The sequence below is a fragment of the Alloprevotella rava genome, from assembly GCF_014195585.1.
Taxonomy (GTDB): Bacteria; Bacteroidota; Bacteroidia; order Bacteroidales; family Bacteroidaceae; genus Alloprevotella; species Alloprevotella rava.
In genome coordinates this window covers 97,512-110,415 of record NZ_JACICA010000008.1, presented here as the reverse complement: position 1 = coordinate 110,415, position 12,904 = coordinate 97,512, and the positions used below count along the sequence as shown (strand labels likewise).

Below are 12,904 nucleotides of genomic sequence, written 5' to 3'. Positions count from 1 at the left end.
GAAAGAGCGAAAGAAACTAAACTAACTCCTTTCATAAAAGTTGCCAATACAATAAAGGCTAAACGTAGTGGAATTTTGGCGTGGTACGATGCACCGGTTACTAATGCAATGCTGGAGGGAATCAATAATAAAATCAAGGTGATGAAAAGAAGAGCATATGGATATAGAGATCAACTCTATTTTAAGCTGCTTTTAATGGGACTTAAGGATAACACCAACGCAATTCGGGGATGAACCAAGAATAATCCTGAATTAGAGATATTCCATACAACACTCTTAGAAGTATTAAACATCATAACTTAAGAGAGAAAATTGTATAAAAGTATATAAGAAACTGTAGAATTACAAAAAACAGATTTTTAGTTAATTTCTGAACTAAAAATCTGCTTATATAAAGAGCTTACTTACTAGCTTCTGGGATTCGCTTCAAAAGTAAACAAAGGTGATCCCAAACCATAAGAACAGTAGGAATGAGCAAGCGTTCATCGGGACTATGCACACCGCGAAGAGTTGGGCCAAAGCTTATCATATCCATGTGAGGATACTTCACGCTGAACAAGCCACACTCTAAACCAGCATGGATACCTAATACTTGAGGTTCTTTGTTGAAGAGTTCTTTATAGGCTTCAACAGCCATCTTCACGAGAATACTGCTCGGATTAGTTGTCCAGCCTGGATAGCCGTCACCAGTCTTGATATTTTGTGCACCTCCCAACTCGAAAGCAGCACGAACCATAGCGCTCATATTGCGACGATTGCTCTCAATGCTAGAACGCTGGCTTGTGATGACCACTACAGCAGGTTCTTTCTGCGATGCTGCAAAGAAAGCCAATTCAGGATTTGCAGCAATTTGTTCAGGAGTCATCAAGCGGATGCTGGCAAGGTTTGAACTTGTCTCTACAAAGTTGTCAATGGTTTGGCTCATTGCAAAAACTCCGTTGTGAACAGCACGTAATGCCAATAACATCTTGCGACTTTCGGCTGGAGCTTGAGCCATTTCAGCAGCAGCTTCAGAAGTGATAGCAGCCATTATCGTTTTTTCCGTCTCAGAGAATTCATGTTTTATCTCATCTTGGAACACCGCCAAATCCTCTTGCAACTGTTTGCTAAAAGAAGAGGGAACAGCGCAAATGGCTTCAGCCTCACGTGGGATGGCATTATGAAGACCACCAGCTTGAATATCTACAAGACGGAGATCTGTTTTCTCCATTTCATCGCAAAGGAAACGCAGCAACAATTTATTAGCATTTGCACGCTTCTTATTGATATCGTCACCAGAGTGCCCCCCCATCAGTCCCTTAACTAGGACACGGAACGTATCAAAGCCCGCGGGAAGAGCTTCCTTAGTGAAGGGGAAAGCAGCAATAGTATTGGCACCACCAGCACAACTCACAAAGATTTGTCCTTCGTCCTCAGAGTCAAGATTGATAAGGTAGTCGCCTTCCATAAAGTCGGACTTCATACCAAAAGCACCAGAAAGACCAGTCTCTTCATCACGTGTAAATATACACTGGATAGGACCATGCTCTATTTCCGAGGATTGTAGTAGCGCCATTTCCATAGCAACGCCAATACCATCATCAGCGCCCAGCGTAGTTCCTTTAGCCTTCAGCCATTCTCCATCAACATAAGTTTGAATGGCATCATTCTTAAAGTCAAAATCTACATCTGCATTTTTCTCGCAAACCATATCCATATGGCTTTGCAGTACAACAGTAGCGCGATTCTCATACCCTGGAGTGGCAGGCTTAAAGATAGAAACATTCCCTGTCTCATCTATTTTTGTTTCTAAACCCAATTCCTTACCAAAATTCAAAAGGAATTCAGCCATTTTTTCTTCGTGCTTAGAAGGACGAGGTACTTTATTCACCATCGCAAAACAATCGAAGACCACTCTCGGTTGTAAATCTTTATTTTCCATAAGTTGTTTTTATAAATTGAGTATAATGCAAATTTAGGAACTATTTCAAATGTTCAAGACTTCTGACGCAGAGAAATAATAAAAAATCATTAAATATTAGAGATTATTCCACTTTTAGCGTAACTTTGCGGCTTAAATAAAAAGAGTACCAGATGATAAAAACACTATTGATATTGATATTGATAGTAGCCATTAGTATCTTACTTCTTGGTGTCAGATTATTGCTTGGTAAGCAATTTGTTCACACACATATAGAAGGAAACAAGGCAATGAACGACCAAGGTATCACTTGCTACCGAGATATGGAAAAGAAAGAGCGTAGTCATAACAGATTCGCAGTATCAGAGAAATCAAAATAATAACAGTAATGAAATATGCAACTTTAATGTTGGCTGCTCTCACACTGATGGCAACCAGCTGTAACAACAAAAACAAAAGTACCCAGCCCAAAGAAAATGGTCTCGCAAAGGTTTCGACTCAAGAAACAAAAGGAGGCAACATTGCCTATGTGGAATTGGATAGCTTTGCTACGAAATACCAATATTGTATTGACCAAACAGAAGCTCTAAAGCAAAAGCAGACTTCTTACCAGCAGAAGCTTCAGTCAGAAGAAAACGCGCTTACAAATTTAGCTTCTACAGTCCAGCGTAATGCACAGAAAGGTGTTTACAAAAGCGAAGAGGAATACAAGCGTGCAATGGCTAGTGGTCAGCAGAAGCAACAAACGTACATGCAGCACCAACAGCAATACTCTGCGGCAATGGAGAAAGCAACAAGTGAGTACTACGAAGAATTCCACCGCCGCGTGAAAGAGTACTTGAAAGAGTATAATAAAGACGGCCGCTACGCTATGATTCTCACAAACAGTGCAGCAACATCCAATATTCTCTATGCTGAGCCTTCACTGAATATTACAGACGAAGTTATTGAAGGTCTTAACAAGCAATATAAGAAGTAATCAATAAAAACCACTTATCGAATCCCGATAAGTTTATATAAATAGTAAAGGCGCACATAAGAAAAATGTGCGCCTTTACTATTTATATGAATTCAATCTTTATGCAATAAATCAGGACGAAGTTTGAGCGTTCGTTCATAACTTTGCTGCATTTCCCATTCCTTAATTTTAGCGTCATTACCACTCAAAAGAATTTCAGGAACTTCCCAGCCTTTATAGTTACTTGGGCGCGTGTAAACAGGAGCAGAGAGAAGGTTATCTTGAAAAGAATCGCTCAATGCACTTTGTTCGTCTGAGATACTCCCTGGAATAAGACGTACGACAGCATCTACAATGGCAGCCGCAGCTATCTCTCCACCTGTTAATACGTAGTCACCAATAGAAATTTCTTTTGTAATAAGATGCTCACGAATGCGGTGGTCTATTCCTTTATAATGTCCACACAATACGATGAGATTCTGGTGAAGACTAAGTTTATTGGCCATGGGCTGGTCAAAAGTCTCACCATCGGGCGTAGTAAAAATAACCTCATCGTAACCACGCTCTTTTTTCAGCGCAGAAATACAATCATCTATAGGCTGACACTGCATTACCATGCCGGCAAACCCTCCATAAGGATAATCATCTACACGGCGATGCTTATCCTTTGTATAATCACGCAAATCATGTATATAAATCTCTGCCAAGCCCTTCTTCTGAGCACGAGCTAAGATGGAGGTATTAACAAATCCTGAAAGCATCTCTGGTAATACCGTAATAATATCTATACGCATCTTCCTCTTCTTATTATTTTACTTGCAAAAGTACTTCTTTTTTCCCAGTTTTCCGTATTTTTGCCTTTGTTATGAGTGAAGAAGAAAGAATTGCTTTCCTCCGTAAGGAGCTGCATCGACATAATTATTTATACTACGTCAAAAACTCTCCTGAGATTGACGATGAGACATTCGATCGTTTTATGCATGAGCTTCAAGAATTAGAGGCTCGGCATACAGACTTGTTTGATGCTAACTCCCCTACTCAGCGCGTAGGCTCTGACCTAAACCACGATTTCAAGCAAGTGGCTCACCGCTACCCTATGCTTTCCCTAGGAAACACGTACAATCGTGGAGAAGTGGCCGAGTTCTATAACAGAGTAAGTACTAGCCTTAATGGAGAACCCTTTGAAATCTGTTGCGAACTAAAGTTTGATGGGCTTAGCATCTCTCTATGGTATGAAAAAGGACAACTGATCCGAGGTGTTACCCGCGGCGATGGAATTCAAGGAGATGATGTCACCGACAACGTGCGCACAATACAAAGTATCCCCCTTCAACTCTCCCATGATGTAAACTATCCCGAAGAATTTGAAATTAGAGGGGAAATTCTCATGCCTTGGATGAGCTTTGAAGCACTCAATGAAGAGCGTGCAAAAAATGAAGAACCACTTTTTGCAAATCCACGTAATGCTGCCTCTGGAACACTCAAAAGTAAAAACTCTAGAACGGTAGCTAAACGCAAACTTGACGCCTATCTTTATTATCTATTAGGCCCAGAAATTCCAACAACAAGCCATTATGCTAATATGAAAATGGCGGCAGAATGGGGATTTAAAGTTTCGAAGCATACAAAACTTGCGCATTCTTTAGAAGAAATCTATGACTTCATAGACTATTGGGATATTGAACGTAAAAACCTTCCAGTAGCAACAGATGGTATTGTCCTAAAAGTTGATTCTCTCAAGCAACAACAACAATTAGGATTCACGGCCAAATCACCAAGGTGGGCTATAGCCTATAAGTTTAGAGCAGAAAAAGCACGCACAAAACTCACAGAAGTAACCTACCAAGTAGGCCGAACAGGAGCTGTCACTCCCGTGGCTGTTATGGAGCCTGTCCAATTAGCAGGAACAATAGTTAAAAGGGCCTCTCTTCATAATGCAGATATTATTTCTAAACTTGACCTACACATAGGCGACTATGTGTATGTTGAAAAAGCTGGTGAAATTATCCCCCAAATTGTTGATGTGGATAAATCAGTACGCACTTCAGACCTTGGACAGAAAGTTTGCTTTGCTGCCACCTGCCCAGAGTGTGGTACGACACTCGTTCGCTATGAAGGTGAAGCAGCCTACTATTGTCCCAACGATACGGCTTGTCCTCCACAACTAAAAGGTAAGATTGAGCATTACATAAGTCGCGATGCAATGAACATAGATTCATTGGGACCAGAAACTATTGATGACTATTTTGAACGAGGTCTTATTAGAACTGTGGCAGACTTATATAAACTCACAATTAGTGACCTTGCAGGCGCAGATAAAGGTCGACTTATTTCCGCACAAAAAATTATTGGAGCTATTGAAAAAAGCAAACAACAACCCTTTGAGCGAGTTCTTTTTGCTTTAGGTATCCGTTTCGTCGGAAAAGTAGTTGCCCAAACCATCGCTCGGCATTTTAACAACATCAATTCTATAGAATCTGCCACATTGGAGGATATGCTACAAGTAGAAGGAATAGGACCAGTGATAGCTCAAAGTGTTGTTGCATGGTTCAAAGAATCACGCAATAAAGAAACAATAGAACGACTCCAAAGCAATGGCGTCCAAATGGCTATTAAGAAGAGAGAGTCGTTGGGCGAAGAGCTTAAAGGCAAAACCATTGTGATAAGCGGCACATTTAGCACTCATTCGCGAGAAGAATACAAAACGATTATCGAAAATCATGGCGGTAAAAACGCTAGCAGCATTTCAAAAAACACAGCTTTTGTACTAATGGGAGAAAAAATGGGAGCCAGTAAACGCCAGAAGGCAGAAACTCTTAATATACCACTAATTACAGAAGAAGAATTCTTAAAAATCATTAGGAAAAATCCATAAAGAGCTTCATACACATCACACTTTTGCAAATACATAAATTCATAGAAAGAGCCATATTATGAGACATAATCCCTTCCGCGGCTTTGGCATAGCCGTTGCTACACCATTCGACAAAGAAGGTCATGTTGAGTTGAACACACTTCGCACTCTTGTGCTTGATCAACTTGCATCGGGCGCAGACTTCCTCTGCGTACTAGGAACAACAGCCGAAACACCAACTCTTAGTGACACAGAAAAAATTGCTATTAGAAAAACTGTGCAAGGAACTGCAGGAAAAGACATACCCCTTCTCCTTGGATGTGGTACCAATAATACAGCTGAAGTTTGCCACTTCTTAAAGACTGAAGAACTTTCTGGATTTGATGGTATTCTTGTTGTCTGTCCGTTCTATAATAAGCCAACACAAGAAGGACTTTATCAGCATTTCAAAGCCATAAGTGAAGCAAGTCCGCTCCCCATTGTTCTATACAACGTTCCTGGCAGAACGGGTGTTAATCTTACCGCGCAAACCACACTTCGTATTGCACAAGATTGTGAAAATGTTGTTGCCATCAAGGAAGCAAGTGGAAAGATTGATCAGATTGAAGACATCGTTGACAATGCTCCAGAAGGATTCGACGTACTAAGTGGCGACGATTCTATAACCTTCGAGCTAATGACTGTTGGAGCGAAAGGTGTCATCTCTGTTATAGGCAATGCCTACCCAAAAGAGTTTGGCGATATGATTCACCATACACAAAAAGGGGAATATACGGAGGCTTTGAAACTTCACCGCAAGTTCAACGAATTTTATAAACTAATGAGTATAAATGGAAATCCTTCAGGAATTAAATGCCTCCTAAAAACTCTAGATAAGGCAGAAAATATACTCCGGCTACCACTCGTTCCTGTAACTGAAGAGACAGAGAAACGCATTAAACTCCTTGCTGCGAATTTTAAGGTTGAACAACTTTAAAGTCATGAAAATAACAGTATAAACAGTTTTTTCTTGTTTATGGGAACTTTACTGCTATTGTAGATATTTATACCTTAATATAGCATCTCAAAGTGCAAGAAGGTGAAGTAATCCTCCACGTCTCTATATCCCAGCAATCACCTCTATTTTCAATGGCTACAGGCAACCCCTCTTATTCACTGTGGAATTATTGTCCTAAAGGACGATACACCTTATGTCCTTGATACAAATAGATAAGGGAGTCAGCGGATAGCCTTATTGTATCTACTGACTTAATAAGGATATTCTGAACTACAATAAAGATATTTTTACTCATATATCGTTCTATATTTCAATGCATTATAAACAATAAGCAGTCGTATCAACAGGAGATACAAATCAAAAAAAGTAGCCACATTTCTTTAAAAGAATTGTGACTACCAACTTATTTGAAATAAGAGAAACTCCAGAAAGATGTTTCTTCTTATTTGTTTAGAACTTCCATCCAACAGTAAGCATTAAGCGATTTTGAACATTCTTCAATTTCTGACCTTGAACACCATGGTCTGCTGCAATCTGCGAGTCAGAGGTATATTCCATTGTATCGTGGAACGGATAAACTGTCATATTGCGCTGCTGATATTGATAAGCAAGATCTGCATAGAAATTCTTCTTATGGTATCCAACCCCCAAAGTAAAACGATTTGTCCCTCCTATATTCACATAGTCCGTACCCGTAGCATTGAGCAAGGACTCGCTATCCTTATAGGAAGTACCTGCATTAGGGTAAAGATTTAAGAATGCGCCATCATTGAAAGGACTACTAACATAGTTATAACCTACGCGAGTTGAAAAATTAGCATCTAAGCACAGTTCTGCACCTAAGCGCAACGTGTGTTGTCCACGCAACCATGTGTCAATCTGATTGTCGATCGCTGCATCACGATAACTACTGCTCCAAGAACCTCCGTAAATATCGGGATTATAACTAGCAAAGCGTACACTTGCAGCAGGTAAATGCTTATATTCATATTCTGCATCCAAAGCCAAACGATTGGCAATAGTTGTTGCCATACTCACATTCAACTTCCATGGGGTGCGAATCTTATAGTCAAAGTCACCTGTGCGGTATCCTGCCTGTGTCTCCGTCTTAGTACTTCCCACTGCAACAAAAGGAGAGTTCATCAATACGATGTTATTACCTGTCAAGTTATACCATGTAGGAGTAGAGAATGCCATACCTATACGGAACGGAGAATTCTTTATAGGGCGGAATATAACACCCAGTTTCAAATCGAAACCATTGCCATTAATTGTTTCATCATTACTCATGAAATAATCATGCATCTTACCAGCCCCGTCAGCAATACCTTCGTTGTAAAAAAGATGACTATTCCAATCTACATCGTACACTCCCATAGTGAGACCTGCATATAAGCTATTATTGAAATTAAAGCTTAGATTGAAATCGAATTCATGAATACCGCCGTGTTGCTCACGATAGTAATTATATACATTAGCATTTGTCGGATTCCAGGAATCTACAGCTGTTGTTGACCCTGCTTTAAAAGTAGGTTCCAACATATAGGAATTATAAGCCGCATCCGTCAATGGCATTTTGAAAGAAAGAGAACCGTTAGTATTTTGCGTATAATAGTCCCCTCCATACATATATCCGAGATTAGCAGCACTTATAGCTTGCGAAGCACCATTTGTAGAAATATTCTCGATTCCGATATAATTTTTCAGATTCCGGCTCTTACGATAGTTGAAACCAAAATTCATAAACTTCAAGCTATTGCCTCGAGTTGGAGTAGACCAAACAAAACCTATCTGGTCAAAACTTGCTCGACTTCTACCTATATCGTTGAAACGTTTTGCGTCTTTTTCCATCAACAGACTTCCTGTCATAGAGAAATCACTACGACGATAAAGACCTATACCTGCAGGGTTCACACTCATAGTAGAAATTTCTGCTCCCAGAGCATTCATAGCTCCACCCATACCAACATAACGTGCTGTTCCATTAAGATCTTCACTAGAGAAGCTCTCAACCTTGTAGATATCCTGCGCGCTCAACGGAAGCACTAAAACAAGCGCTACCAAAAGCAAATGTGTTCTTTTCATCATTAATTATCTTTTTAGTAAACTAAGCAACATTGATTGTTACCTAAACTCATTAGCGGCCAAAAGTACGGCCTCCGCCACTACCACCTACGCTACCTCCGCCACCAGTAGAGAAACCGCCACTGCTATTCCCAAAACTGCGACCGCCACCAAAGGATCCACCTGCTGGTTGTCCAAAGCTTCGATTGGGAGAAGTTTCCATACGTGGAACAGACTGGCGCTGTGGTTGCTGCTGACTTTCGAATGAACGATTACCAAAGGAACGATTATTGGAAGAGGCATTAGAACGATTTCCAAAACTGCGATTGTTGCTCATCGTAGTTCCCTCGAAACCTGTTCGGCGTCCTGCAAAACTACCACGCGAGCCACTCACAGAAGCAGATGTTTTGCGAGCATCAAAATCTCGACGCCCCCCCCAGCCTCCGCGATTTGTGTCGCGCCAGCCTCGTAGACCAGAATTCCAGGTGTAGTAGTTCCAATAAGGATTCCCCCAGCCCCAGTAGGAATAGCTCCAACCCCAATACGGATTATAAGGATTATAGTAACCACCCCAAGTCCAAGAAGACCAAGGATCATACCAACCATAACGGCCACTCCATCCCCAGCGCGAGTTCCAATACCAAGAAGAAGAGAACCAAGGATCGTATAGATAGCTATCATAGAAATCCCAATAGTAAGGACTTGCCACTATTACCATGCGTGGTGAATGGAAACGAACTATACGTGCTGTATACTCTCCATCTGGATCGTAGTCTTCACTACCATAATAAGCCGAGTCGGAAGATTTAGATCTAGGTCCACGGCGATTATATTCGTCCACACTACGCTTACTTCTACGGCCTTCATACCATGTAGAATTATTGTCTTTCTCTATTCTTTGGTAGGAAGAGTTCGACTCATTCTCATTTGTTTCTTGCCCATTAGGCACAAAGTAGACATCGTCTTGTGCATAGCCGCCTATGACACCTATGCAGGCAAATGATAAAAATAGAAGCGACTTCTTCATAATTTTGCTATTATTTATTCTTTTCTTATCTAAAAAGGAGACGCGAGAACTATATAAAAGTTACACTCCGTCTTGTTAAATTATCTTTTATTTCCAATGTATTTACTAATCCGTAGACCTTGAGAGAGTAGTATTCTGAGTACATTTTAATCTACAAGAATTACTCCATAAAAAATCCACCTTAATACACACGAATTTCATCTCCCACCCTTGCTTGATAAGAATAGGGAAAATTATTCATTTTATAGAGATACTTCAGCTGAACCCCATAACGCTGGGCTATTGAATATAGACTTTCTCCTGCTTGTACTTTGTGCTGACGATTTTTGTATACACTTGCAGCACGCTTGCCTTTCTTATCAAGAAAAATTATATCGCCAGCTTTTAACACATAGTGTCCTGGTAATTCATTAAACTTTTTAAGTTGGTGTTCTGATACGCCTGTTTGTTGTGAAATGAGTTCTAATCTATCATCAGCATTAGCCACAACATAGCGAAGCCCATTACATTGGCGGATAATCCTTACAGTTGAATTTGTAGTTATTACAGTTGGGAATATACGGGGGCCTTCATCTGCAACAACTACAGGTGGTTCAGAAAAAGACATACGATCATATTGAGTTAAATCGTATAAATCAATCAACCCTATCAACTTATCAGCATACTTCGGGTTTGTAGCATACCCTGCAGTCTTTAAGCCTCTCGCCCAACCTTGATAATCAAGTTTGTCAAGCTGAAAAAGAGATGCATATCTACTTCGCGTAGATAAAAACAAAGAATGATCCTCATAACTCTGTAGCGGACTCTCATATTTTCTAAAACGTTCTCCTTGTTTATCATCATCTTTAAATACAAAAGCTCCGTCCCATGTGCCACCTGTCTTGATGCCAAAATGATTGTTAGCCGTTATTGCTAAAAAACTAGTTCCAGCTCCGCTCTCCAACAAACCTTGAGCCAAAGTAATACTAGCAGGAATACCATAGCGCCGCATCTGCTCAATGGCAACTCCCTTAAATGTATTGATATATTGCCTATAAGCCTCATTTTGAGCCTTTGCATAGAAAGCAGCTAAGCAAAATAATAATAAAAACACAATTCTTCTCATGAATGCAAAATTACAAGATGTAGTATACAAAACAAATTTTTCTATCGATTATTTCATTATTCCCTCATTCTCCTATTCTTTTTTCATATAAATTAAATGTTTTATCGAATTTTCTCTCAAAACGACTAAATGCTTCAGGTAATCCCGAAGTTTATTCATATAAAAATTGCTGAAAGTTCATTGTAGCCAGAAAAAACAACGACTCGAGAAGCTAAAAATTATATTATTCCACATATTTTATTGATAAATAAAGAAAAAGCACTACTTTTGCACACAAATTACCACAATGAGCAAAAAAAATAGTTTTAATTCTACAAAACAGCTATGACTGAATATCAAGACTTTGTTGGACTTATTGAGAAAAGCATTAAGGACAACTGGAATCGAGATGCTTTCACCGACTATCAAGGCAGCACATTACAATATCACGATGTTGCTAGAAAAATTGAGAAACTCCACATCCTTTTTGAAAATGCGGGCATTAAGCCAGGCGACAACATAGCTCTTTGCGGACGCAATAGTTCAGCTTGGGCTAGCGCTTTTCTAGCAGTTCTAACATACGGAGCTGTTGCCGTCCCCATTCTTCACGAATTTAAGGCGCCACAGGTTCATGATATAGTTAACCATTCTGATGCTAGACTGCTCTTTGTTGGCGATCAAGTATGGCCAACTATCAATGCAGACGAGATGCCCAAATTGGAAGGTATAATCAATATCCCTGACTATAGCCTTTTGGTAAGTCGCAGCGAATCACTAACTGAAGCACGTGAAACGCTCAACAAGATGTTTGGTGAAAAATACCCCAAATACTTCCGTGCAGAACACGTCAAATATAAAGCTGCCGATGACCTCAACCGACTTGCTATTTTGAATTACACTAGCGGAACAACTAGTAATTCAAAAGGTGTATTGATTCCCTATCGTGCATTGTGGTCTAATATGGACTTTGCAGAAAAAGCCTTAGGACACATCATTAAACCAGGTTCAAAAATCATTAGTATCCTGCCGATGGCACATATGTATGGTATGTCTTTCGAATTCTTCTATGAAGTATTGAGTGGCACACATATATATTTCCTTACGCGCCTACCGTCCCCCAAAATTATTTTCCAAGCTTTTGCAGAAGTAAAGCCAGATTTAATCATCAGTGTTCCGCTTATCATCGAAAAGATTATCCGTAAAGCTGTACTTCCACAATTGCAAACACCTAGCATGAAACTGCTACTTCGCTTGCCTGTTATCAGCGATAAGATTCGTCAAAGGATCCGCGAAAAGCTATACAATGCATTCGGTGGAAACTTCTATGAAATTATTATTGGTGGTGCTGCTTTTAACAGCGAAATCGAACAATTACTCCATAAGATCGGTTTTAATTACACTGTGGGATATGGTGCAACCGAATGCGCCCCTATTATTTCATATGCAGATTGGAAGGAGTTACCACTAGGGTCTTGTGGCCGCATTGTCCCCCACATGGAAATAAAGATTGATAGTCCTGATTCAGAAAATGTTGTTGGCGAAATCATGGTACGTGGTGCTAACGTCATGTTGGGCTATTATAAGAACCAAGAAGCTACAGAAGCAGTCATTGACAGTGAAGGTTGGTTCCATACGGGTGATTTAGGAGTGCTTGACGCAGATGGTTTCTTATACATCCGCGGTCGCTCTAAAAATATGCTACTTGGCTCAAGCGGACAAAACATCTATCCTGAAGAGATTGAGGATAAACTAAACACACTGCCCTATATAAGCGAATCCATCGTAATTCAAAAAGGTGACAAACTCTACGGTTTAGTCTATCCTGATTTCGAAGAAGCGCAAAAAGATGGTTTGGACGATGAAATGCTTGCAGCACAAATGGAACAAAACAGAAAGGAATTGAACTCCATTGTAAATAATTACGAGCAACTTTCCGGCATAAAAATTTATCAAGAGGAATTTGAAAAAACGCCCAAACGTAGTATCAAACGTTTCCTCTATGCAGATGCAGAAATCTAAA

Annotated in this window: 10 protein-coding genes; 5 read left to right on the top strand and 5 right to left on the bottom strand. The window is 40.0% G+C overall.

Annotated elements, in window-relative coordinates:
* The coding region (locus FHS60_RS07795) for a transposase (RefSeq protein WP_183697315.1) at positions 1–234 on the top strand (234 nt) is incomplete at its 5' end.
* A 166-nt stretch (positions 235–400) separates the two neighbouring features.
* Here the strand turns inward: FHS60_RS07795 and FHS60_RS07790 are convergent.
* Positions 401–1,921, bottom strand: coding sequence for an aminoacyl-histidine dipeptidase (locus tag FHS60_RS07790; protein WP_183697313.1), 1,521 nt, complete (start codon positions 1,919–1,921; stop codon positions 401–403).
* A gap of 367 nt (positions 1,922–2,288) precedes the next feature.
* On the opposite strand from FHS60_RS07790, the gene FHS60_RS07785 reads away from it, so the two are divergent.
* The gene (locus tag FHS60_RS07785; RefSeq protein ID WP_183697310.1) at positions 2,289–2,879 is read left to right on the top strand and encodes an OmpH/Skp family outer membrane protein; all 591 of its coding nucleotides are present in this window, start codon (positions 2,289–2,291) and stop codon (positions 2,877–2,879) included.
* A 92-nt stretch (positions 2,880–2,971) separates the two neighbouring features.
* Here the strand turns inward: FHS60_RS07785 and trmD are convergent, their stop codons facing one another.
* Complete coding sequence (gene trmD / locus FHS60_RS07780; protein ID WP_183697307.1) at positions 2,972–3,652, bottom strand: tRNA (guanosine(37)-N1)-methyltransferase TrmD; 681 nt, start codon at positions 3,650–3,652, stop codon at positions 2,972–2,974.
* A gap of 71 nt (positions 3,653–3,723) precedes the next feature.
* Here trmD and ligA point away from each other — a divergent pair, with 71 nt between their 5' ends.
* Positions 3,724–5,733 carry an NAD-dependent DNA ligase LigA gene (gene ligA / locus FHS60_RS07775; protein ID WP_183697304.1) on the top strand — a complete coding sequence of 670 codons (2,010 nt, stop codon included), beginning with the start codon at positions 3,724–3,726 and terminating at the stop codon, positions 5,731–5,733.
* 58 nt (positions 5,734–5,791) lie between these two features.
* A complete protein-coding gene (dapA, locus tag FHS60_RS07770; protein WP_009346429.1) occupies positions 5,792–6,688 on the top strand; it encodes a 4-hydroxy-tetrahydrodipicolinate synthase in 897 nt (298 codons plus the stop codon).
* Positions 6,689–7,159: 471 nt separating this feature from the next.
* On the opposite strand, the gene FHS60_RS07765 is transcribed toward dapA, so the two are convergent.
* The 3 genes from FHS60_RS07765 to FHS60_RS07755 all read right to left on the bottom strand — a co-directional run bounded on the left by FHS60_RS07765 (position 7,160) and on the right by FHS60_RS07755 (position 10,905).
* On the bottom strand, positions 7,160–8,797 hold the full coding sequence (locus FHS60_RS07765) for a hypothetical protein (RefSeq protein WP_183697301.1): 1,638 nt from the start codon (positions 8,795–8,797) through the stop codon (positions 7,160–7,162).
* A 49-nt stretch (positions 8,798–8,846) separates the two neighbouring features.
* Positions 8,847–9,800 (bottom strand): hypothetical protein, encoded by a 954-nt coding sequence (locus FHS60_RS07760; protein ID WP_183697299.1) that lies wholly within the window; start codon positions 9,798–9,800, stop codon positions 8,847–8,849.
* Positions 9,801–9,981: 181 nt separating this feature from the next.
* A complete protein-coding gene (locus FHS60_RS07755) occupies positions 9,982–10,905 on the bottom strand; it encodes a glucosaminidase domain-containing protein (RefSeq protein ID WP_183697296.1) in 924 nt (307 codons plus the stop codon).
* A gap of 324 nt (positions 10,906–11,229) precedes the next feature.
* Between FHS60_RS07755 and FHS60_RS07750 the strand changes: the two genes are divergently transcribed.
* On the top strand, positions 11,230–12,903 hold the full coding sequence (locus FHS60_RS07750; RefSeq protein ID WP_183697293.1) for an AMP-binding protein: 1,674 nt from the start codon (positions 11,230–11,232) through the stop codon (positions 12,901–12,903).
* The last annotated feature ends 1 nt before the right edge of the window (position 12,904 follow it).